We start from the raw sequence: 21,566 nt of genomic DNA, 5'->3' as shown, positions 1-21,566 counted from the left end.
ATGAGTGACCTGAAGCTCCCCGGCGAGGACGACAAGAAGAAGGGTGGCATCTCCAACGGCCGTCTGCTCATCTGGATCGTTGTTGCGGGTGTCGGCCTCTACCTCGTCATCTCGGGTGTCGTCGGCATCATCGCGAAGGGCTGACGTGGACCGTCGCACATCGCGCCTGGTCATGACCCTCGCGCTTGTCGGTACGGTGCTGCTGGTGGCCGTGCTGTGGTTCTTCGCACGATAGGTACGCTGGAGTAATGCCTCAGGACTTCTGGCTGAACGCCCTCTACTCGGTCACGCCGACCGTGCTCATCGGGCTGGTGTTCTGGTTCGTTCTGCGCGCCATCATCCGCGCCGACCGCAGCGAGCGCTCGGCGAAGGCGAAGATCGAGCGCGAGGAGCGCGCGAAGATGGGCCTCCCGCCGAAGGACGCGTAGCCGCGCGGGGTGGTGGTTTCGAGACGCCGCCTACGGCGGCTCCTCAACCACCAGGTTGCACCGCCCTGCTGCTGGTTGAGGAGCCGGGCGAAGCCCGGCGTCTCGAAACCAGCCCCCGAACTACCCGCGGGGCTTCAGGCGGATCGGCGGCAGCGGCGGAGCTGGCAGCGGGCTGCCGTCGTACCCGTTCAGCACCCCGAAGCGTCCCGGGGTCTGCGCGAGCCCCGCCTGCCACTCGTCGCGGAAGCCCACGATCTCGTCGTGGTCGCGCCCGATGAAGTTCCACCACATGACGATCTGCTCGCCGAGCGGTTCGCCTCCGATGAGCAGGATGCGGGCATCCGTCGCCGCCTCGATGGTGAGGCTCTCGATTCCCGGGTGCACGTACCCGAGGTGCGACACGGGCACCCTGGTTCCGTCGACGGTCACGTCGCCGAGGTCGACGAGCACCCCGTGCTCGTGCGCGGCCTGCACGGGGACGGCCACGGATGCCCCAGCCGGAAGGTCGAGTTGTGCGCCCACGAGCGGGCTGAACACTGTCGCCGATGAGGTCACCCCGGCGAGCGACCCGATGAACACGCGCACCGTTGCGGCACCGAGCAGGAACGGCTCCGGAACGTAGTTCTCGAAAAACGGCTCGCGGTGGCGGGCCGCATCGGGTAGGGCGATCCACAGTTGCGCGCCGTGGAGCACACGGGGGATGGGTGTGCCGGTCGGAACCGACACCTCGGAGTGGGCAATGCCTCGCCCCGCGGTCATGAGGTTGAGCTCGCCGGGGTTGATGATGGCGTGGCTGCCGACTGTGTCGCGGTGCTCGATCTCGCCGGCGAAGAGCCAGCTGACCGTTTGGAGTCCCGTGTGCGGATGCGGCGGAACATCCATCGTCACCGCCTCGGGCCCGTAGTGGTCGACGAAGCACCACCCGCCGATGAGACTGCGGGCGCGCTGCGGGAGGGTGCGGCGCACAGCCATCGCGCGTGCACCGCCGAGTGGCACGTCTCGCGGGTCGAGAATCTCGACGGTGCCGGTGGGGTCAGCGACCTCGTCGTCCGGGCGTTCCTCGATGAGGACTTCTGCCGGATCTTTCTCGAGGTTGCTCACGCGTCTACGGTAAGCCTTACTGCACTACGAACTGCACGATCGCGGCGATCGTGCCGGCGCCGACGGCGAGTACAACAAGCGAGATGATCAGCACCCACGCGAGCACTTTGCCGTTGCGGAGGCGCCCGAGAAATCCGACAGGGCCCGTGTCATCGTCATCGCTCATGCGGCGAGCCTAGCGTCGAACGAGCAGGTCGCCCACGTCGCACTGCAGGGCGTCGCAGATCGCGGTGAGTGTCGAGAACCGGATGGCGCGTGCCCGGTCGTTTTTCAGCACGGAGAGGTTCACGACGCTCACGCCAACGAGCTCGCTCAACCTCGTAACGGTCATCCCGCGCTCGGCGAGCAACTCGTCGAGACGGCAATGAATGCCGGACGGGCCGTCCTCCTCGTCGCTCATACGAGACCCTCCGTGTCACGCTGCATGCGCTGGCCGAGTTCGAATGCGGCACCCACGACGGCCAGGGCGAGACCCCAGGCGATGGGGGCGGGGTCGAGCTCCACGAGGAAGGTCGGCAGGGCATCCGTGCCCAGTTGCTGCGCGATCTCGGCGTGAGCGAAACCGAGGAACATCGGCTGCAGGAAGCCGACGGAGATCGCGAGCACCGCAACGAGTCCGATACCCCACGACGCCGAGGTCACGAACGGGCGCCCGAGGAACACCCGAAGCGCGAGCCACGCGACGACGGCGCACACGGCGATCGAGAGAAGCGACGTGACGATGGCCGCGCCAACGAGCGCCCCGCGTGCGCTGCCCACGAGGCCTGCGATGGTGAGGGTCACCGAGTCGTAACTCGCGGCGGTGACCGCAGCGAGGCCTGCGGCGAAGTCGGGCTCCAGCGGCGATGCGAGCGGGATGCCCGCAACGGTGACCGCCTCATCGCCGAGCAATCCGGCGACACGCACGATCAGGAGCACCACCTCGACGACGCCGATGGCTGCCGCGCCCCCGGCGATGACACCGAGGATGAACTTCTGGGTGACCTCGCCAGCGCGACGACCGCGCTCCGCGGGCGTCATACGAGTCCCTCCGTCTCGCGGTCGAGTCGGTATCCGGCCTGGAACGCGACAACGAGAGCACCGAGGGCGGCGATCGCGAAGATCATGATCGGGTCGACGGGCCGGGGTGTGTTGTCGGGGTACTCGCCAGCGAGCGCCGCAGCGCCACCGTTTGCCCCCATCGTCGTGAACAGCCAGGTGAGCATCCATCCGAAGGCGACAACGATGGTCGAGGTTCCGACGAGTGCGAGGTTCTGGCGGGTGAAGGCCGCTCCGCGGATGAGGTTGCGGATGACGATCGACACGCACACCACAGTCGCGACGACGGCGATGGCGAATACAACTTCACCCAGGATGAGCGCGACGTAGGTGGCGGGGGCGAGGTCGCTCGCGAGGAACGTCACCTGGTTGGCGACAACGTCGACGGATGCGCCGCCCGGGCCGATCGGAAGAGTGGCGGGTGTCTCGGCGAACGCGGCGGTGATGGGTACGTCCTTGTTGGGTGCGATCTGGATGATCCGCAGCACAGCCTGGATGATCGTCCAGACGGAGACTCCCGCGCCCAGGACGATGGTGAGCACGAGGGCTCCCCGGTCACTCGGCTTGGGCCGGTACGTGGTGGACATCGTGTCCCTCCTAACGATTATCGATAATAACGATAAACGTTAAGCTAGGCGAGGACAGCGGATGACGCAACCCCCGTCACGCCGACGGCGAACAGGGGACTTTTCCGGCTCTCGCGTCGTTACTCTCTTTGTAACGCGCCACCCACGTCCGACGCGTGCAGGGAGTAAACAATGTTCGAGAGATTTACCGACCGAGCCCGTCGTGTCGTCGTCCTGGCCCAAGAAGAGGCCAAGATGCTCAACCACAACTACATCGGTACCGAGCACATCCTCCTGGGTCTCATCCACGAGGGTGAGGGTGTTGCCGCGAAGGCTCTCGAGTCGCTCGGCATCTCCCTCGACGCCGTGCGCGAGCAGGTGCAGGACATCATCGGCCAGGGTCAGCAGCAGCCGACCGGCCACATCCCCTTCACCCCGCGTGCGAAGAAGGTACTGGAGTTGAGCCTGCGCGAAGCGCTGCAGCTCGGCCACAACTACATCGGAACCGAGCACATCCTGCTCGGCCTCATCCGCGAAGGCGAGGGCGTAGCCGCACAGGTGCTCGTCAAGCTCGGCGCGGACCTCAACCGGGTACGTCAGCAGGTCATCCAGCTGCTCTCCGGTTACCAGGGCAAGGAGGCTGTCGCCGTGGGCGGCAACGACTCCGCACCCGACAAGGGCAGCCAGGTGCTCGACCAGTTCGGTCGCAACCTGACCCAGGCCGCCCGCGACGGCAAGCTCGACCCCGTCATCGGGCGCGAGAAGGAGATGGAGCGCGTCATGCAGATCCTCTCCCGCCGTTCCAAGAACAACCCCGTGCTGATCGGTGAGCCCGGCGTCGGTAAGACCGCCGTCGTCGAGGGCCTCGCCCAGGCGATCGTGCGAGGAGACGTGCCAGAGACGCTCAAGGACAAGCAGCTCTACACGCTCGACCTCGGTTCGCTCATCGCCGGCAGCCGGTACCGCGGAGACTTCGAGGAGCGCCTCAAGAAGGTCACCAAGGAGATCCGCACGCGCGGTGACATCATCACGTTCATCGACGAGATCCACACCCTCGTCGGTGCCGGTGCCGCCGAGGGCGCGATCGATGCGGCGAGCATCCTCAAGCCGCTTCTCGCTCGCGGTGAGCTGCAGACGATCGGTGCGACCACGCTCGACGAGTACCGCAAGCACTTTGAGAAGGATGCAGCGCTCGAGCGCCGCTTCCAGCCGGTGCAGGTCAACGAGCCGTCGCTGCCGCACGCGATCAACATCCTCAAGGGGCTCCGCGACAAGTACGAGGCGTTCCACAAGGTGTCCATCACCGATGGCGCGATCGTGGCCGCCGCGAACCTCGCCGACCGCTACGTGCAGGACCGCTTCCTGCCCGACAAGGCGATCGACCTCCTCGATGAGGCCGGCGCACGCCTGCGCCTCTCGATCCTCTCCGCCCCGCCGGAGCTGCGTGAGTTCGACGAGCGCATCGCCGTCGTGCGTGGCCAGAAGGAGGCCGCGATCGAGGACCAGGACTTCGAGAAGGCTGCGTCGCTGCGCGACGAGGAGAAGAAGCTCCTCGGTGAGCGCCTCCGCCTCGAGAAGCAGTGGAAGGCCGGAGAGGTCGGCACGACCGGCACGGTGGATGAGGGACTCATCGCCGAAGTGCTGGCCGCAGCCACGGGCATCCCGGTGTTCAAGCTCACGGAGGAGGAGTCGAGCCGACTCATCTTCATGGAGAAGGCACTGCACGAGCGTGTGATCGGTCAGGAGGAGGCCATCTCGGTTCTCGCCAAGACGATCCGTCGTACGCGTGCCGGTCTCAAGGACCCGAAGCGTCCCTCCGGTTCGTTCATCTTCGCCGGCCCCACCGGTGTCGGTAAGACGGAGCTGGCCAAGGCGCTCGCGGAGTTCCTCTTCGACGACGAGAACGCCCTCATCTCCCTCGACATGTCGGAGTACGGTGAGAAGCACACGGTCTCGCGACTGTTCGGTGCTCCTCCCGGATTCGTCGGCTTCGAGGAGGGTGGCCAGCTCACCGAGAAGGTTCGTCGCAAGCCCTTCAGTGTTGTGCTGTTCGACGAGATCGAGAAGGCACACCCGGACATCTTCAACTCGCTCCTCCAGATCCTGGAAGAGGGACGTCTGACCGATGGCCAGGGTCGTGTGGTCGACTTCAAGAACACCGTGATCATCATGACCACGAACCTCGGTACCAAGGACATCACCGGTGGCCCGGTTGGTTTCCAGATCGAGGGTGACACGCAGACGAGCTACGACCGGATGCGTGGCAAGGTGCAGGAGGAGCTCAAGAAGCACTTCAAGCCCGAGTTCCTCAACCGTGTGGACGAGACGATCGTGTTCCCGCAGCTCACGCAGTCCGAGCTGCTGCAGATCGTGGACCTCTTCATCCGCCGCCTCCGCGACCGCCTCATGGACCGCGATCTCACGATCGAGCTCACCCAGGCGGCCAAGGAGCAGCTCATCAAGGTGGGCTGGGACCCGGCACTCGGTGCCCGCCCGCTGCGCCGCGCGGTTCAGCAGAAGATCGAGGACGCCCTGTCCGAGAAGATCCTCCACGGCGAGCTCAACGCGGGAGACCACGTGCACGCCGACTACCTGGACGGTCAGTTCGTGTTCACGACGAGCCGCCAGCCCGGAGCCGTTGAGCCGGAGGCTGAGCCCGCCGAGATCGAGGCGTAAATAGCAGCACCCTCAGAGGGGGCGGTGGGAGCATCCCACCGCCCCCTCTGTCGTGAGTTGCCGACTTCGGTTGCTGTTGGCGCGCGCAAACCCACCGAAGTCGGCAACTCACGAGGGCGGGAGTACCGTTAGGGGGTGAGCGACTTCAGCGTGCGGCGGGCCCGCACGAGCGACATCCCCGGCATTCAGGACCTCGTCGAACCGCTCGCCCAGCGCCGCATCCTCCTCGGCAAGGATCGTGTCACCCTCTACGAGGCCGTGCAGGAGTTCCGCGTCGCCGAGGCCGGCGACGGCAGTCTCGTCGGGTGCGGTGCCCTTCACGTCATGTGGGAGGACCTCGGTGAAGTGCGCACCCTCGCAGTGCGCGAGGATCGCCTGTCGACCGGTGTCGGTCACGCCATCCTCGATCAGATCGAAACGGATGCCCGCGCCCTGGGTCTCTCGCGACTGTTCTGCCTCACCTTCGAGACCGAGTTCTTCGGAAAGCACGGCTTCGAGGCGATCGGCGAGCAGATCGTCGCCCCGGAGGTGTACGCCCAACTCGCGCTCTCGCCCGACGAGGGTGTCGCCGAGTTTCTGGATCTCGCCCGTGTGAAGCAGAACACGCTCGGCAACACGCGCATGCTCAAGCGCCTGTAGGCGCCGCACCCGCTTAACCTGGGGACATGTCGACGATACGCAACCCCGTCGGCCCCCAGCCTGCGAGCGTCTACTGGCGGCGCAGGATCACCGTGGGGCTCGGTTTGCTCGCCGTCATCATTGTTGTGGTGCTCATCATCGTGCGTCCCGGTTCCACCACTCCCGCGCCCACACCCACACCCACGCCGACCTCGAGTGGAGCGGCCGAGGGAGGCGCAACCGAGGCAGACACCGAGGCCGGGGCCGGTGCATCCGGTCTCGTCGCGTGTGACCCGGCGAAGGTCACGCTCGAGCCGATGACCGACGCGACCGACTACCAGGCCGGTGTCGCTCCCCAGCTGTGGTTCACCATGAAGAGCACGATGACGGAACCCTGCAGTTTCGCTGCCGGCTCCGACCTTCAGAAGTATGTGATCACGAGTGGTGACGAGGTGATCTGGTCGTCGACCGATTGCCAGACCGACCCGCAAGCGGCGACGACAACCCTCCAGCCCGGCGTGCCCAAGGAGGGACCGCGCATCACGTGGGATCGCACCCGATCATCGCCCGACACGTGCGACGTGCCGGGTGAGCAGGTAACGGCCGGTGGTGCGAGCTACCACCTCGAGGTCGCGGTCGGCGATGTCGAGTCACCGGGATCCCGGCAGTTCTTGCTCTACTGATGCCTGACCACGTTCTCGCGATCGTTGCGCGGCCATCTCTCGAGGCGCCTGCGGCCCCGGATGCCTCGGACTGGCGTTTCGTGGACCCCGCGTCACCACAGCTCACCGCGCTCGATCTCGGAGCGACACGGGGCGACGGCATCTTCGAGACCTTGAGTGTCAACCACGGCAGGGCTCAGGCGCTCGACCACCACCTCCGCCGGTTTGCCCGATCGGCGGCGATGCTCGACCTGCCGGCGCCCGATCTCGCAACCTGGCGCGCCGTCATCCTCGCCGCGGTCGCAGAACTGGACGTGCCGGGCGAGGCGTTCGTGAAGATCGTCATGACGCGCGGCATCGAGTACGGCGACCGGCCGACCGGCTGGGCCTACGGTTCCGTCTCGCCGGACTTCACGCGCGAGCGGTCGGATGGTGTGAGCGTCGTCTTGCTCGACCGTGGCTATCGCCACGATGTCGAGCGCACGTCGCCCTGGTTGCTCGCGGGCGCGAAGACGTTGAGTTACGCGGTCAATCGTGCGGTGGCGCGCGAGGCTGCGCGGCGCGGTGCGGACGACGTGGTGTTCGTCTCCAGCGACGGGATCGTGCTCGAGGGACCGACCTCGACGGTTGTCTACCGCAGGGGCGACGGCCTGTTCTCGCCGGGCACGGGCCTCGGCATTCTGGACGGCACGACTCAGGCGAACGTCTTCCGCTGGGCCGAGGGCCTCGGAATGTCAACGGCGTTCGAGCTCACGACGCCCGACATTCTGCGGTCCGCGGATGCCGCGTGGCTCGTGTCGAGTGTGAGGCTTGCAGCCCCGGTGCGCGCGATCGACGGGGTGCCGTTACCCGTCGACCGCGAGTTCACCGACACCATGAATGGGTGGCTCGCCGCGCTGGACAACTAGCTCACGCCCTGCTGCGGACTTCGGATTCGACATCGGCTGGGCGAGCGCGCCACGGTGTGCCGTGCCCGGGTAGCACCCATGCGGCGTCGAGATGCGCGAGGTTGCGCAACGAGTCGAGGGCTTCGGCCGGGTCATCCGTGAACGGTGCCGGCTGTGCTCCCTCGGAGCCGGTGAGCACGTGCCGCGTGGTGAGACCGTCGCCCACAAATACTGCGTCGGCGACGGGCACGTGTACGGCGATGCTGCCGGGAGAGTGTCCTGGCAGACCGACGATGACGGGGGAGCCGGGAAGGTCGAGCGTCTCACCGTCGCGGACGGTGGTGACCTCGCTGAGGTAGTGGGTGCGAAGGCCTCCCTTGCTCAGTGAGTAGAAAAAGAACCGAAGCACCGGTAGCGCTTTGGCCCGGCCGAGGGGTGTTGCGGGTTTGTCGCCGCCTTTGGCGCGGTCTGCGTCGGCTTCGTGCACGAACACGGGAACGCCATGGTCGCGACGCAGCCGTTCGGCGAACCCCAGGTGGTCGCTGTCCCCGTGAGTGAGAACCACCCCGCGCACGTCGCTCACCGTTTTGCCGAGCGAGGCGAGCTCGCGCTGAAGGTCGCGCCAGTGCCCGGGCAGCCCGGCGTCGATGATCGTGACCCCGTCAGCGGTGTCGACGAGGTAGGCGGCGACGATGTCGTTGCCGATGCGGTGGAGGTGTGGTGCGAGTTTCATGAGCGTCCTTTCCGGCTATCATGGCTAATGTACGTAGCTATGATAGCTAATGTCAATAGCCATTGGAGGACGGATGCCCACGCCAGAGCGCACCACGCTGCACGAGATCGTCGCTGCCGGCCGCGACATCCTCGAAGTCTCCGGCCCTGACGGACTCACGATGCAGGCCGTCGCGGATCGCGTCGGGGTCAAGTCGCCCTCCCTCTACAAACGGGTCGCCGGCAGGGACGCACTTCTGCGGCTCGTATCCGATGCGACCGTGGTCGACCTGTCGGAGCGGCTTCACGGGGCGACCCTTCACGAACTCGCGCGTCAACTGCGGGACTTCGCTCACGAGCGACCCCACGGCTTCCGTCTCGCGTTCTCCGCCGACTTCTCGCCGGAACTCGCTGCGGTCGCGAGCGAACCGATAGTCACGGTGTGCCGCACCCTCGTGCCCGAGGAGGATGTTCTGGATGCCGCCCGCACCGTGACGGCCTGGGCGAGCGGCTTCATCAGCATGGAACTGGCTGGCGCGTTCCGGCTCGGAGGCGATGTCGAGAGCGCTTTCCGGTACGGCGTCGACGCGCTCGTGGCCGGCTTGACGCGTCCCCCGACGTGATCTGCGCGCCCCAATTCGGGTGCCCTCCCCGGCAAAACGGTGAGAACTGCCTGTATTCGGCGCGTCGCCCTTGGTAGACGGGGCTTTCTGCGCAAGACATTGTGAGGTTAGTGTTATCCGGTGGATGGGAATGACTTCGGAGTACCAGCTGGGTGGTATCCGGATCCACTGGGGCTTCCGCAGTTGCGGTGGTGGGACTCCCAGGCGTGGACGGAGCACACCTCGGAGGCGCGCGCGCCTATCGTCATCCAGCCTGCGACTGCGACGAGCACACGTCTCGGCTGGGCCGATGACGACCTTCCCGCGCGCGTAGCGTACGCCGACGAAGACCTTCCCTCGCGCCGTGAGCAGCGCGAACGCGAGCGCCGTGAGCGTGACCGCAGCTTCGCCGAACCGCTCGACACTGACGCCATCCTCGAGTCCGAAGCGGATGCCGGGCGAAACGAGTTGAGTGCGCAGCCGCTCCTCGCCATGACCCTCAAGGAACTCGAGCCGCCCCTTACCGAGACCGTGGACGATGTGACCCCGGGCCCGAGGCGCGCGTCGAGTCACGCCAACGCCGTTCCCGTGGAGTCCGTTCTCACGGCGCTCGCCGATGACCCCATGCCTCAGCGCGAACCGAAGGCGATGCGCACATACACGGCGATTGTCTGGATCATCGCCCTCATGCCGGTCATCCAGCTCGTCGTGAGCATCGTCCTTCTGCTGACGGGCCTCGGTGGCAACTACCCGCTCTTCATTCTCGTGTGGACCGCCCCGTACCTGATCGTGCTCGGCTTCGCCGCATTCGATCGTCTTGTACTTCAGCTCTGGGGTCACTCCCGGCCAGCGAGCGCCTGGTGGGCGCTCCTGCTGGAACCCGGATACCTCGTCGCGCGTGCGGTTCGTACCTACCGCGAGACCGGCAAGGGCTTCGCCCCGCTCGCGGTGTTCGCGGCATCCGTTGTCTCCGTGCTCGCCGGCATCCTCATCGTTCCGGGACTCGTCATCGCGGCGTTCCCTGCTGCATTTGCCGCCGAGGCTGCGCAGTCGGTCGAGGCGGATGCCCGTGGCCTCCTGGGTGCAGAACTCGAGGTGAATTGCCCCGCCCCGCCCGTGCTCGTCGGAGACTCTGTTACATGTGAGAGGGTGTCCCTTGACGGGGGAACCGATTCGGTGGTTGTCGAACTCGCGCGCCGCAATGGCTGGATCGCGTGGGAGGTCACCGACTGGGGTATCACCGTCGTCGATTAGCCCCGCGTGATCGCGTCGGGCGCAGCATCCCGACCGCCGACCAGCAGGAGCCCAACCGGCCATGGCCACTGACGAAACGTCCCCGTCCATCCTGAGCATGCTCGCCGATTGGGCGGTCTCGCTCATGGACATCATCGGCCCGCCCGGAGCCGGTATTGCGATCGCACTCGAGAACATCTTCCCGCCGCTGCCGAGTGAGGTGATCCTTCCGCTCGCAGGTCTCGCGGCCAGCCGCGGCTCCTTCACTCTCGCTGAGGCGCTCATTTGGACGACAGCCGGTTCGGTGGTCGGTGCCTTCCTGCTCTACACGCTGGGTGCGTTGCTCGGCGCAGACCGTTTGCGTCGCGCCGCCGAATGGCTGCCGCTCGTGCGGGGCAGTGACGTCGACAAAAGTGTCGCGTGGTTCGACAAGCACGGCGGTGCCGCGGTGTTCTTCGGCCGGATGCTGCCGATCTTCCGCAGTCTCATTTCCATCCCCGCGGGCATCACACGGATGAACCCGGTGAAGTTCGGGCTCTACACGCTTGCGGGAAGCCTCATCTGGAACAGCATTTTTGTGCTCTCCGGGTTCTTCTTGGGCGAGCAGTGGCACATCGTGGAGCAGTACGCGGAGATCCTGCAGTGGATTGTCATCGTGGGGATCGTGGGGGTGATCGCGTGGTTCGTGATCGCTCGTGTGCGTGACATCCGTCGCCACAAGGACGACCCGACGCCCCAGGAGCGCTGACGGCTCGGCCCTGACGACTCAGAACTCGGGAATGTCGCCCCGTTCGTCGACGGATGCCGCGAAGGCGAGCCTCATCGCCTCGCGAATGTGTGCCGACTCTGCGTCGATCATCGTGCTGAAGCCGAGTCGTCGCGCTTCTGTCGCGCGCTGACCGGCCTGGGCCACCGGCCGGATTTCGCCCGCGAGGCTGATCTCTCCGACGGCGGCCTGGGTGACGGCGAATGCTTTGTCACGGAAGGCGCTCGCGATGGCTAATGCGATGGCGAGGTCGGCCGCGGGCTCGACCACTCTGATGCCGCCAACAGTGGAGACGTACACGTCGAACCCAGAGAGGGCCATCTTGAGGCGGCGCTCGAGCACGGCCAGCACCATTGCCACACGCGACGAGTCGACCCCGTTGACCACGCGCCGCGGCTGCGGAGCTTTGGACTCGACGATGAGTGCCTGGATCTCCACGGGCAACGCCCGACGCCCCTCAACGGCGATGGTCACGCACGTTCCGCTCGTGGGCACACGCGCGCGGGAGAGGAACAGGCCGGAGGGGTCAGGTACCTCGGCGATGCCGTCGCCTGTCATCTCGAAGCATCCGACCTCGTCGGTGGGGCCAAAGCGGTTCTTGTGGGCGCGCACGAAACGAAGGCTCGTCTGCCGGTCGCCCTCGAACTGCAGCACCACGTCCACAAGGTGCTCGAGCAGGCGGGGGCCTGCGATGGTGCCGTCTTTGGTGACGTGGCCGACGAGGAGGATCGGCAGGTTGCGGTCCTTGCTCACGCGAATGAGGGTCGACGCGACTTCGCGCACTTGGGCTGGTCCGCCGGCGAGGCCCTCGGTGAGTCCGGATGCGACGGTCTGCACGCTGTCGACGATGACGAGTTCGGGGGAGACCTGGTCGATCTGCCCGAGGATCGTCGCGAGGTCGGTCTCGGCGGCGAGGTAGAGCGACGGATGCAACGCCCCCGTGCGCTCGGCGCGGAGACGCACTTGGCTTACCGACTCCTCGGCGCTCACGTAGAGCACACGCTGGCCGAGCGCAGCGGCGCGACTGGCAACCTCGAGCAGGAGAGTCGACTTACCGACGCCGGGCTCTCCCGAGAGCAGGATCGCGGCACCCGGAACAACGCCACCACCGAGCACACGGTCGAACTCGGCGATGCCGCTCGGCCAGTGGGCGACACTTTCGGCACCGATCTCGGTGATCGACCGGGCCGCGTTCACGGGGCGCAGAGGTGTCACGCGCGCGACCGGCTCGGCTTGATCGATGACGGTGCCCCACTGCTGGCATTCGCCGCAGCGGCCAACCCATTTGATGCTCGTCCACCCGCACTCTGTGCAGCGAAAGTTCGACGTGACGCGGGCCATGCCGCTCAGCCTAGGCCGGGCATCCGACAGCCCGGGCGACGACTCACAGGGCTAGTCGACCGGCCGTCCGCTGGCGCGCCACGCGGCCGTGCCGCCCTCGACATTCACCACGTCGACGCCTTGCTGGTCGAGCCATTGGCCGACTTGAGAGCTGCGGTAGCCGCTCTCGCACACGAGGTACACGGTGCCGTCGCGCGGCACCTCGTCTACCCGCTCGACGATCGCACTCATGGGGATGCTCACCGCAGTCGGGATGTGACCACCCTCGTACTCCCACGGTTCGCGAACATCGATGATGGTCGCGCCGTCAATGGCGGCGAGTGCGTCGACGTCGATGGTCTCCATGTGTCCTCCTCGGATGATTCGGCGGGCGCCCTCATCGAGGCTAATCGACCTCGGTGCAGCACTCGGCGATCCTGCGCTAAACTCGTCGGCGGTACCGTGTCCGAGCGGCCGAAGGTGCAACTCTCGAAAAGTTGTGTGCGTGAAAGCGCACCGTGGGTTCAAATCCCACCGGTACCGCCAAATGCGTAGGGCCCCGCCGTCAGGTGGGGCCCTACGCATTTTGCTGTGGTGGTCGGACGCGAACGCACTCGTGGGCCCCGGCCGCGCAGTCCAGACCAACCGTAGGTTGGGCTGGCGGCACGGCAGGGAGTCAAATCCCACCGGTACCGCCAATCACGAAAGGGTCGCCCCGAACGGGGCGGCCCTTTCGTGTTTCGCTGAGCTGGTAGGACGCGAAGCCACTCGTGGGCCCCCGCTGAGCAGTCAGCCGCACTGCGCGCTTCGCGATGGCGTGCACTCCGGCGAACCGCGCAGTGTGGATGCGGCTCAGTAGGGGAGTCAAATCCCACCGGTACGCATTTTGCTGTGGTGGTCGGACGCGAAGCCACTCGTGGGCCCCCGCAGAGCAGTCAGCCTGCACGCCGCGTAGTGCATCCAAACCGCGTGGTTTGATACGCTTGGTATCAACCGAGGGGAGGTGTCCAGGTGACTGTGATTCGGACTTCGACAGACGAGATCGCTGCTCGCGTGGCCAAAGTCGCGCCCTCGGCGGGCGCTGTCGTTCGACACTTGGTGACGAGCAAGCGACAGCAGGATGTGGCAACTCGTGAAATCGAGCGAGGCATCCGGCAGCTCGCCTCGCTAGGCGTTACTCAGCGCGATATTGCAGCGCTTGCTGGCCTTTCTCAGCCTGAAGTGTCCCGTCGCCTGAAGCGCCAGCAACTCACCGTTGATGTCGACAGACTTCGTTCGATTGTCGCCGAGCGTGAGGCGGCCCGTCTTTCGTCTGATGAGATGATTCGTGCCTTGGCGTCCGCTATGACTGCGCGCAGGAAGCCTGGACGCATCAGCGCCTACGATGGCGCGTCAACTTCCTCACCGTCCTCGGCCGAGTTGATGAACCTTTTCCGGTCCAAAGCGATTTCGCGCGACGAGTATGAGGCAGTACGCGCCCTGCTTCGCGAACGCAAATCGCGGTGACATCGCCTCGCGACCTCACCGCTACTGCGCTGTCGCGCTTCCTCTGCTGTTCTCCGAGGGCCAAACTCTTCGTCCCTGGCGCCAATGCCGACGAGTTCGTCCAGCGAGCGCGCGAACTGGAGTGGGATGTCACCCTGGAACGTATCGAGGACCCCGCCAGCCCGACCACTATCCTTTCCTCGAGGTGAACGGATGCCCGCGGGAAGACTTCTTGTCGTCTGCAAGGACGACCAAGCGCTCGAGGTCATCGACCTGCCATCCGGTACGACGGTGGGCAGCATCCGCGCGTCCGGGTACACCCCACACGAGGTAGCGGCCACGGTGGACGGCACTCGCGCCTACCTCCCGATTTACAGTGACGCGTGGCTCGGAGACCCGGGCACGGATGGTCGCGCCGTCGACGTCATCGACCTCGTGGGTCTCCGCGTAGAGAAGACAATCCCGCTCGGAATTCCCTCGCGCCCGCACTTGCCTGCCGTCGGGCCGGGCGGCCTGCTGTACGTCGGGACCGAGTTGGACGAGTCGATCACCGTCGTCGACCCAGCGTCAGGTGAACTCGTGGCGAGGCTGCCAACAGGTCGGCCCCAGTCGCACATGTTTGTGCTCTCTCCCGATGGCGCTCGCGCCTACTCGGCGAACGTCGATACGGGCACGGTGAGCATCATCGACGTTGCGACCCGCGCGCTCGTCTCCGTTGTCGAGGTCGCGGACAAGGTCAATCGCATCTCCATCTCGCCGGATGGCCGCACGGTCTACACGGCAGACCAGAGGAACCCGCGTCTCGCCGCGATCGACACGGACAGCGGTGACGTCTCCTGGATCGACCTGCCGGCGCTCGGCTTCGGCACGGCGGTGACGCCGGACGGTGGGAAGCTCATTGTCGCGTTGAGGTGGGAGTCCCGAATCGGCGTGATCGATCTCGCCGACCCGTCGAGGATCGACGTGACGGATGTTCCGTCCGAGCCTCAGGCGATCATCATCCACCCCGACGGAACGCACGCGTATTCGGCGTGTGACGCCGACGGCGCGGTCGTCGAGGTCGATATCGCTCGCGCCGAGGTGACACGCACCTTCCTCGTAGGCCGCAACCCCGACGGCCTCTGCTGGGCGGCGACGCCCTAGCCCCAGTTTTCCGATAACCCCGGAATGCGAGTGCCCAAAGCGGCACCTTCGGCGCACTCGGCGGCGTACTGCCGTCGCAGTACGCAAGTGTCACCCGCGGGCGGATGCGCGAGGTCCACGTCGTCACGAGGCTGGAAGCACAACACCGAACACATCCCAGGAGAACCCATGACAACACCGATTCTCTCGGTTCGCGACGTGCGCAAATCGTACGGTCGAGGCACCAATCGTTTTGACGCCCTCAAAGGGGTGAGCTTCGATATTGCTCAGGGCGAGAGCGTAGCCATCGTGGGCAAGAGCGGCTCCGGCAAGTCGACACTCATGCACATCCTTGCTCTCCTGGACGCGCCGGATGCCGGCACCATTGCTCTCGAGGGCACCGACACTCGCACCCTCAAGGGTGCCAGGCTCAACCGCACGCGCAATCGCTCCTTCGGCTTCGTGTTCCAACAGTTCTTTCTGACCGGCAACCAGTCGGTGCTCGAGAACGTCATGTTGCCCCTCAAGATCGCTGGCCTCGGGGGCGCCGAACGCCGCGCTCGGGCGAAGGCCGCGCTTGAGCAGCTTGAGCTGGGCGACAAGGCCAAGAACCGTGCTCTCAACCTCTCAGGCGGTCAGAAACAGCGCACCGTTATCGCTCGCGCTCTCGTCAACAACCCCCGCGTCATCTTCGCCGACGAGCCGACCGGCAACCTCGACTCGCAGACGGGTGCCGTTGTGGAAGACATCCTCTTCGCCCTCAATCGCGAGCAGGGCATCACCCTCATCGTCGTTACACACGACGAGGAACTCGCCGCTCGTTGCGATCGGCGCATCCTCATCCGGGACGGCGAGATCGTCGAGGACTCGGCGGTGGCAGCATGAAAACCGGAGATCTGATCGCCTCGGCGGTCTCGAACACGTTCCGCTCGAAGACCCGCACCATCCTCACCGTGCTCGCCATCTTCATCGGAGCCTTCACCCTCGCCCTCACGAGCGGTCTCGGCACGGGCATCAACCGGTACATCGATGACACCGTGAGTGGCGTGGGCGCATCCGATGCGATGCGGGTAGAAAAGTCTCCAGAGCGAGACGTGACCGCCCCCGGTACGGCAAGCTCCGGACCCAGCGAGTACGACCCGGACCGCGTGAACAACGGCATGCCGGGAGGCTCCGTTGTGGCCATGACGGCAGAGGACATCGACTCGATCCGGCAGGTGGAGGGGGTGCTCGACGTCGATGCCATCCGCAGCCTCAGCCCCGACTACATCGAGGCGGTGAGCGGCACACAGTATGTCATCGGAGTCTCGAGCCTCGTCCCTGCGCAAACGGTTGTCCTGGCGACCGGAGCCGAGCCGAATGACGCCTCGAGCGAGCCCGAGGTGGTGATCCCCGTCAGCTACGTGGAACCCCTGGGCTTCGAGGATGACGCGGACGCCGTCGGCAGCACCGTCACCATCGCCGTCACCGACGCCGAGCGCACCCAGCACCTCATCGACGCGACGATCGTCGGTGTTGCGGAGGACGCGCTCGTCTCGCCCGGGGGCTCGAGCGCCCTCCTCAACAGCGCGTTGTCGGATGCACTCTTCGACGCACAGAGCACCGGCCTCACTGTGGACCAAGCGGAGCGCTACCTCAGTGCGACGGTGTGGTTCGATCCCGAGGCCACTGAGGAGGACATCGAAGCGCTCACCGCCCGACTCGAGGATGCAGGCTTCACAGGCACCACGGTTGCCGACCAACTCGGAACCGTGACGACCGTCATCGACGGCATTGTCCTCGTGCTCAACGCGTTCGCCATCATTGCTCTACTCGCGGCGAGCTTCGGTATCGTCAACACCCTCTTCATGTCCGTTCAGGAGCGCACGCGGGAGATCGGTCTTATGAAGGCGATGGGAATGGGCAGCGGCCGGGTCTTCTCTCTCTTCAGTTTGGAGGCGGCGTTCATCGGGTTCCTGGGAAGCGCCATCGGGGTCGTCCTGGCAATGTTTGCGGGCACGGCGATCAGTTCGGCGCTGTCCACGTCGCTCCTCGCCGAGCTTCCCGGGCTGACCCTTATCGCCTTCGATCCGGTATCGATTGCCACGATCATTCTCATCGTCATGGGAATCGCGTTCCTGGCGGGCACGCTCCCGGCCGCCCGGGCGGCCAGGGCCGACCCCGTGCAGTCGCTGCGGTACGAGTAGTCGCGCGCTCCGCCCCGACCGCCGTTCCACGGACTCCGGGCGGAGCATCGCGTAAAACGGCAATCCCCTGTAAGAATGAGCACGTGACTGTCAACAGGGCGACGCACGTGGCAAAGGGGCTATCCGCAGCCTCCCTTGCCACTTTTGTTGCGCTCTTCGGTCACGTCGCGGGTGGGGGAAGTTTTCCGGGTCCGTTCGGGCTCGTCGCATCCCTCGTTCTCTCGGGCGCCGTGTGCGTCCTCATCGCCGGCCGCGCCCTCTCGCTCCTGCGTCTCAGCATCTCGGTCGCCGTCTCGCAGGTGCTCTTCCACTTCCTGTTTGTGCTCGGCAGCTCGTCGACGCATGTGCTGCACGCCCACCACGGGCACGGTGTGGTCGTCGACTCTGGCGCCGCGCACGGCGCCACCAGCATGAGCATCGGCCACCTCGTCGCGGGCGTCGTCACCGTGCTTGCGCTCTTCTACGGTGAGCGAGTTCTGCGTTCGCTCGCCGAGCTCGTGCTCCTCCTCACGCACCGGATGCTCCGTGCCGCCACGATCGCGGTAGTTCCGGCATCCGAGCCCCGCCCCGCAGCACCCATGCACTGGCACGTGCGTATCGCGCGCTCCCTGCTGGACGCAGCCTCCGTCGCACCCCGGCGCGGCCCACCAGTCCTGGCAGTCTGATCCACTCCCCGGCGCGCCCTGAATTGGCGCGCCAGCGAACTGCCGTGCGCGCCTCCGTGCGCATCGGCACACGTGCGCACACTCGAGCGCGCAGTGAGGACCTGCCATGCGTTTCCCCCGTTCCACCCGTCTGCTCCTCTCCGGGGCAGCACTCGTTGCCGCGCTCTGCCTCGTCGGGGTGCCGGCAGCGCACGCCCACGATGACCTCGTGTCGAGTTCGCCGTCGGAGGGTGAGAGCCTCGCCGAGGCTCCCACCGAGATCCGCCTTGAGTTCACGACCGATGTCATGGAGATCGGTGCGCTCGTGCTCGTTGTCGATGCCGATGGCACCGATTGGGTGAGTTCTGCGTCGACCGTTGATGGGCCGTTTGTTGTCACGACGCTCGACCAGGGCATGCCCGTCGCGGGGTACGAGGTGCGCTGGCGTGTGATCGGCGAGGACGGGCATCCGATCAGCGGGGTCATCCCGTTCACGATCGGTGACGCTGAACCTCTCACTCGCCCGGTGGCGGCCACACCGGAGCCGGTCGTCGCATCCACCGTGGATCAGAACACGGGGGAGGATCAGTCGCTTCTGCGCACGATCCTCTTCGGAGTGCTGGGGGCCCTTGTCGCGGCCTCCGCGTTCCTCATTTTCCTTCTCTTCCGCCAGCGGTCGGCACGTGCCGCCGCTGGCCCCGGCCCGGTCGCTGACGACCGGCCGGCCACGTCCCGAAAGGCACAACAATGAACACCAAGACCACGTCCACCCTCGCCGCTGTCGCCGTAGCTCTCCTCGCGCTCGCGGGCTGCGCTCCCGCGTCGGAGGCACCGGAGTCTGCCGCGCCTCAGGCCGACAGCGTTGTCATCACCGACGCGTGGGTCAAGTCGGCCGAGGAGGGGATGTCGGCAGCGTTCGGCATCCTCGAGAACTCCGGTTCGGCGGACGCAACGATCGTCTCCGCGACCACGGCAGCTTCCCCGATGATCGAACTCCACGAGACCGTGGAGAACGACAGCGGCGAGATGGTCATGCAGGAGAAGGATGGCGGATTCGTCATCCCTGCCGGCTCGAGCTTCCCGCTTGAGCCCGGCGCGAACCACATCATGCTCATGGGTCTCACCGGCCCGCTCGCCGCGGGCGAGGAGGTCGAGTTCACCCTCACCTTCGCCGACGGTTCCGAGTACACGTTCACCGCACCCGTCAAGGACTACTCCGGCGCCAACGAGAACTACGAGGGCGACGGCATGGAGATGGACGGCGGAATGGACATGGGTCAGTAATGAGCGCCGACCAGGCTAAAAGCTCTGGTCGGTTCGTACCGAGCCGGCGACAGTTCCTCATCGGGGGAGCTGTCGCCGGTGTCGGCGCCGCCGCGGCGGTGGGCGCCGACCTCGTACTGAACCGGTCATCGAGCCCGGAGGCGGCGGCCGCGCTCAACGGCGCCGAGATCGTGCCGTTCTACGGCAGGCACCAGGCGGGCATCGCCGACGCAGCACAAGCGCATGCCACGTTCATCGCGCTCGATCTGCTTCCGGAGACGGATCGGGATGCCCTCCGCAGACTTATGAGCATCCTCACGGGGGATGCCGCCCGCCTCACCCAGGGTGTCAAGGCGCTCGCCGATTCGGAGCCGGAGCTCGCAGTTGTTCCCGCGCGACTGACGGTGACGTTCGGGTTCGGCCCCGAGTTCGTGTCGCGTGCCGGGGGTAATGCACCAACCTGGCTGCGTCCCCTGCCGCCGTTCAGCATCGACAAGCTCGACCCGGCGTTCACGGATGGCGACCTTCTGTTGCAGATCGCCGCCGACGACCCGCTGACGGTCGCGCACGCCACACGCATGCTCCTCAAGGACACCCGCAGTTTTGCGACGGTGCGCTGGACCCAGGCGGGCTTCCGTCGTGCCTACGGTTCCGAGCGACCCGGCACCACCATGCGCAATCTTTTCGGTCAGGTGGATGGCACAACCAATGCACAACCGGGCACCGAGGAGTTCGACCGGATCGTGTGGGCGGAGCGCGGATGGCTCGCTGGCGGCACGAGTCTCGTGCTGCGTCGCATCCGGATGGACCTCGACAAGTGGGACCGCCTGGATCGTGGTGGCCGCGAGCAGTCCGTCGGGCGAACGCTTGCCAACGGTGCACCTCTCACCGGCACTGACGAATTCGACGAGCCGGACTTCGAGGCCAAGACCAGTATCGGGTTCCCGGTGATCCCGGAGTTCTCGCACGTGCGCCGCTCCCGCCCCGACGACGAACGGCAGCGCATCTTCCGTCGCGGCTACAACTACGACGAACGCCCCGCCGGCGAATCGGTGTCGGAATCCGGGTTGCTGTTTGCGTCATTCCAGGCCGACGTCGACGCGCAGTTCGTGCCCATCCAGCAGCGTCTCGCCGACCTCGATCTGCTCAACGAGTGGACGACTCCCATCGGCTCCGCGGTATTCGCCGTGCCTCCGGGATGCAGCGAGGGTGGCTATATCGGGGAGACACTTCTGGGCTGATGTTGTCAGCGAACCGGACGTCGCTCCGCGCGTAGGTCGGCCACGCGCGATCGTCAACCCCCTTCACGCGAGACACAAGAGCGGGTGGGATAGAAGGCAACGACGAGAGAGGACTCATCATCATGGGTGCAGACGACAAGATCAAGAACACCGCACAGGACCTCTCGGGCAAGGCGAAGGAGGCCGTCGGCAAGGCGACGGACAACGACCGCCTTGAGGCCGAAGGCCGCGCCGATCGCGCGGAGGCCAACCTCAAGCAGGCGGGCGAGAACGTCAAGGACGCCTTCCGCTGAGTTCGAGTGACGAGAAACCGCGCCGGAATACTCCGGCGCGGTTTCTCGTTTCCCCGACCATGACGACACTCGGAATCCTCGGCGCAGGCAAGGTCGGAACCGTGCTGGCACGCCTCGCGGTGGCTGCCGGCTACCGCGTACTCATCGCGGGTTCCGGGCCGAGGAACCGTATCGAACTCATCGTCGACGTGCTCGCCCCCGGCGCGATTCCGCTCACCGCAGCCGAGGTCGCCGAGCAGGCCGACGTCGTCATTCTCGCTCTGCCGCTCGGCAAGGCCCTCCCGCTCGACGAGGGCGCGGGCATCCCGCGCGACGCGCTCGCCGGCAAGGTTGTGCTCGACGCCATGAACTACTGGTGGGAGGTCGACGGTCACCGCGACGATCTCGGCGACCCGACCGTGTCGACAAGTCGACTCGTGCAAAACTTGCTGCCGGACTCGCGCGTTGTCAAGGCGTTCAACCACCTCGGTTACCACGACCTCGATGAGTCGCCGCAGCCGTCGGGTTCCGTCGGTCGCAGTGCGATCGCCATCGCGGGCGACGACGAGAGCGCCGTCGCCGAGGCTGCGGCGATCGTCGACGCGCTCGGCTTCGATCCGGTAGTCGTTGGCGGGCTCGACGAGGGTGTACACCTCGGGCCGGGCGCGGAACTATTCGGTGCGAAGAAGGATGCCGACGGCATCCGCGACGCCATCGATCGCGCCACCGCGACCGCCGTCTGATC

General features: G+C 66.3%; 27 protein-coding genes and 1 tRNA gene. 20 read left to right on the top strand and 8 right to left on the bottom strand.

The genetic code is table 11. The annotated features are described in order from the left end of the window. Together LH407_RS05940 and LH407_RS05935 are read left to right on the top strand one after the other, a co-directional pair. The gene (locus tag LH407_RS05940; protein ID WP_322132212.1) at positions 1 to 144 is read left to right on the top strand and encodes a hypothetical protein; all 144 of its coding nucleotides are present in this window, start codon (positions 1 to 3) and stop codon (positions 142 to 144) included. A gap of 104 nt (positions 145 to 248) precedes the next feature. Continuing rightward, positions 249 to 428 (top strand): hypothetical protein, encoded by a 180-nt coding sequence (locus LH407_RS05935; RefSeq protein ID WP_322132213.1) that lies wholly within the window; start codon positions 249 to 251, stop codon positions 426 to 428. A 120-nt stretch (positions 429 to 548) separates the two neighbouring features. Here LH407_RS05935 and LH407_RS05930 read toward each other — a convergent pair whose 3' ends face one another. From LH407_RS05930 to LH407_RS05910, 5 genes are read right to left on the bottom strand one after another with little or no spacing between them, the layout of a single operon-like run. Continuing rightward, on the bottom strand, positions 549 to 1,529 hold the full coding sequence (locus tag LH407_RS05930; RefSeq protein ID WP_322132214.1) for a pirin family protein: 981 nt from the start codon (positions 1,527 to 1,529) through the stop codon (positions 549 to 551). A gap of 16 nt (positions 1,530 to 1,545) precedes the next feature. Then, entirely contained in the window at positions 1,546 to 1,695 is a 150-nt protein-coding gene (locus LH407_RS05925) for a hypothetical protein (protein ID WP_322132215.1), read from the bottom strand. Positions 1,696 to 1,704: 9 nt separating this feature from the next. Next, positions 1,705 to 1,929 carry a helix-turn-helix domain-containing protein gene (locus tag LH407_RS05920; RefSeq protein WP_322132216.1) on the bottom strand — a complete coding sequence of 75 codons (225 nt, stop codon included), beginning with the start codon at positions 1,927 to 1,929 and terminating at the stop codon, positions 1,705 to 1,707. Beyond that, positions 1,926 to 2,549 carry a hypothetical protein gene (locus LH407_RS05915; RefSeq protein ID WP_322132217.1) on the bottom strand — a complete coding sequence of 208 codons (624 nt, stop codon included), beginning with the start codon at positions 2,547 to 2,549 and terminating at the stop codon, positions 1,926 to 1,928. The genes LH407_RS05920 and LH407_RS05915 overlap by 4 nt, the downstream gene beginning before the upstream one ends. Next, entirely contained in the window at positions 2,546 to 3,154 is a 609-nt protein-coding gene (locus LH407_RS05910) for a hypothetical protein (RefSeq protein ID WP_322132218.1), read from the bottom strand. Before LH407_RS05910 ends, LH407_RS05915 begins: the two co-directional genes overlap by 4 nt. A 171-nt stretch (positions 3,155 to 3,325) precedes the next feature. Here LH407_RS05910 and LH407_RS05905 point away from each other — a divergent pair, with 171 nt between their 5' ends. From LH407_RS05905 to LH407_RS05890, 4 genes are all read left to right on the top strand, one after another. Next, the gene (locus LH407_RS05905) at positions 3,326 to 5,809 is read left to right on the top strand and encodes an ATP-dependent Clp protease ATP-binding subunit (protein ID WP_322132219.1); all 2,484 of its coding nucleotides are present in this window, start codon (positions 3,326 to 3,328) and stop codon (positions 5,807 to 5,809) included. Positions 5,810 to 5,944: 135 nt separating this feature from the next. After that, complete coding sequence (locus LH407_RS05900; protein ID WP_322132220.1) at positions 5,945 to 6,448, top strand: amino-acid N-acetyltransferase; 504 nt, start codon at positions 5,945 to 5,947, stop codon at positions 6,446 to 6,448. A gap of 26 nt (positions 6,449 to 6,474) precedes the next feature. Next, the gene (locus LH407_RS05895; protein ID WP_322132221.1) at positions 6,475 to 7,110 is read left to right on the top strand and encodes a hypothetical protein; all 636 of its coding nucleotides are present in this window, start codon (positions 6,475 to 6,477) and stop codon (positions 7,108 to 7,110) included. Continuing rightward, the gene (locus tag LH407_RS05890) at positions 7,110 to 7,997 is read left to right on the top strand and encodes an aminodeoxychorismate lyase (protein ID WP_322132222.1); all 888 of its coding nucleotides are present in this window, start codon (positions 7,110 to 7,112) and stop codon (positions 7,995 to 7,997) included. The genes LH407_RS05895 and LH407_RS05890 overlap by 1 nt, the downstream gene beginning before the upstream one ends. A 1-nt stretch (position 7,998) precedes the next feature. Here LH407_RS05890 and LH407_RS05885 read toward each other — a convergent pair whose 3' ends face one another. Further along, positions 7,999 to 8,709: an MBL fold metallo-hydrolase gene (locus tag LH407_RS05885; RefSeq protein ID WP_322132223.1), complete on the bottom strand. Its 711-nt coding sequence runs from the start codon at positions 8,707 to 8,709 to the stop codon at positions 7,999 to 8,001. A 49-nt stretch (positions 8,710 to 8,758) separates the two neighbouring features. On the opposite strand from LH407_RS05885, the gene LH407_RS05880 reads away from it, so the two are divergent. The 3 genes from LH407_RS05880 to LH407_RS05870 all read left to right on the top strand — a co-directional run bounded on the left by LH407_RS05880 (position 8,759) and on the right by LH407_RS05870 (position 11,270). Then, positions 8,759 to 9,310: a TetR/AcrR family transcriptional regulator gene (locus tag LH407_RS05880; protein ID WP_322132224.1), complete on the top strand. Its 552-nt coding sequence runs from the start codon at positions 8,759 to 8,761 to the stop codon at positions 9,308 to 9,310. Positions 9,311 to 9,430: 120 nt separating this feature from the next. Beyond that, positions 9,431 to 10,543: a DUF2510 domain-containing protein gene (locus LH407_RS05875; protein ID WP_322132225.1), complete on the top strand. Its 1,113-nt coding sequence runs from the start codon at positions 9,431 to 9,433 to the stop codon at positions 10,541 to 10,543. Positions 10,544 to 10,604: 61 nt separating this feature from the next. Continuing rightward, positions 10,605 to 11,270 (top strand): DedA family protein, encoded by a 666-nt coding sequence (locus LH407_RS05870; RefSeq protein WP_322132226.1) that lies wholly within the window; start codon positions 10,605 to 10,607, stop codon positions 11,268 to 11,270. An 18-nt stretch (positions 11,271 to 11,288) separates the two neighbouring features. Here LH407_RS05870 and radA read toward each other — a convergent pair whose 3' ends face one another. Beyond that, the gene (gene radA, locus LH407_RS05865; protein ID WP_322132227.1) at positions 11,289 to 12,629 is read right to left on the bottom strand and encodes a DNA repair protein RadA; all 1,341 of its coding nucleotides are present in this window, start codon (positions 12,627 to 12,629) and stop codon (positions 11,289 to 11,291) included. 51 nt (positions 12,630 to 12,680) lie between these two features. Continuing rightward, positions 12,681 to 12,974 carry a rhodanese-like domain-containing protein gene (locus tag LH407_RS05860; protein WP_322132228.1) on the bottom strand — a complete coding sequence of 98 codons (294 nt, stop codon included), beginning with the start codon at positions 12,972 to 12,974 and terminating at the stop codon, positions 12,681 to 12,683. A gap of 90 nt (positions 12,975 to 13,064) precedes the next feature. On the opposite strand from LH407_RS05860, the gene LH407_RS05855 reads away from it, so the two are divergent. The 11 genes from LH407_RS05855 (at position 13,065) to LH407_RS05805 (ending at position 21,564) form a co-directional block, all read left to right on the top strand. After that, positions 13,065 to 13,154: transfer RNA gene (locus LH407_RS05855), tRNA-Ser, on the top strand. Positions 13,155 to 13,661: 507 nt separating this feature from the next. Next, on the top strand, positions 13,662 to 14,114 hold the full coding sequence (locus LH407_RS05850) for a hypothetical protein (RefSeq protein WP_322135036.1): 453 nt from the start codon (positions 13,662 to 13,664) through the stop codon (positions 14,112 to 14,114). A 192-nt stretch (positions 14,115 to 14,306) separates the two neighbouring features. After that, the gene (locus LH407_RS05845; RefSeq protein WP_322132230.1) at positions 14,307 to 15,236 is read left to right on the top strand and encodes a YncE family protein; all 930 of its coding nucleotides are present in this window, start codon (positions 14,307 to 14,309) and stop codon (positions 15,234 to 15,236) included. Between the two features lie 168 nt (positions 15,237 to 15,404). Continuing rightward, positions 15,405 to 16,100, top strand: coding sequence for an ABC transporter ATP-binding protein (locus LH407_RS05840; RefSeq protein WP_322132231.1), 696 nt, complete (start codon positions 15,405 to 15,407; stop codon positions 16,098 to 16,100). Continuing rightward, positions 16,097 to 17,401 (top strand): ABC transporter permease, encoded by a 1,305-nt coding sequence (locus tag LH407_RS05835; RefSeq protein ID WP_322132232.1) that lies wholly within the window; start codon positions 16,097 to 16,099, stop codon positions 17,399 to 17,401. Before LH407_RS05840 ends, LH407_RS05835 begins: the two co-directional genes overlap by 4 nt. An 83-nt stretch (positions 17,402 to 17,484) precedes the next feature. Then, positions 17,485 to 18,066 (top strand): hypothetical protein, encoded by a 582-nt coding sequence (locus LH407_RS05830; RefSeq protein WP_322132233.1) that lies wholly within the window; start codon positions 17,485 to 17,487, stop codon positions 18,064 to 18,066. 106 nt (positions 18,067 to 18,172) lie between these two features. Then, on the top strand, positions 18,173 to 18,796 hold the full coding sequence (locus LH407_RS05825; RefSeq protein WP_322132234.1) for a copper resistance CopC family protein: 624 nt from the start codon (positions 18,173 to 18,175) through the stop codon (positions 18,794 to 18,796). Then, positions 18,793 to 19,329, top strand: a complete 537-nt coding sequence (locus LH407_RS05820; protein WP_322132235.1) for a copper chaperone PCu(A)C — start codon at positions 18,793 to 18,795, stop codon at positions 19,327 to 19,329. The genes LH407_RS05825 and LH407_RS05820 overlap by 4 nt, the downstream gene beginning before the upstream one ends. Beyond that, positions 19,329 to 20,549, top strand: coding sequence for a Dyp-type peroxidase (locus LH407_RS05815; RefSeq protein WP_322132236.1), 1,221 nt, complete (start codon positions 19,329 to 19,331; stop codon positions 20,547 to 20,549). The genes LH407_RS05820 and LH407_RS05815 overlap by 1 nt, the downstream gene beginning before the upstream one ends. A 122-nt stretch (positions 20,550 to 20,671) precedes the next feature. Then, complete coding sequence (locus tag LH407_RS05810) at positions 20,672 to 20,842, top strand: CsbD family protein (protein WP_322132237.1); 171 nt, start codon at positions 20,672 to 20,674, stop codon at positions 20,840 to 20,842. A gap of 59 nt (positions 20,843 to 20,901) precedes the next feature. Then, positions 20,902 to 21,564 carry an NADPH-dependent F420 reductase gene (locus LH407_RS05805; protein WP_322132238.1) on the top strand — a complete coding sequence of 221 codons (663 nt, stop codon included), beginning with the start codon at positions 20,902 to 20,904 and terminating at the stop codon, positions 21,562 to 21,564. Positions 21,565 to 21,566: the final 2 nt, after the last annotated feature.

This window comes from Antiquaquibacter oligotrophicus (genome assembly GCF_020535405.1).
Classification (GTDB): Bacteria; Actinomycetota; Actinomycetes; order Actinomycetales; family Microbacteriaceae; genus Rhodoglobus; species Rhodoglobus oligotrophicus.
The sequence above is the reverse complement of the archived record's forward strand: the minus strand, read 5'-3'. Positions and strand labels throughout refer to the sequence as shown.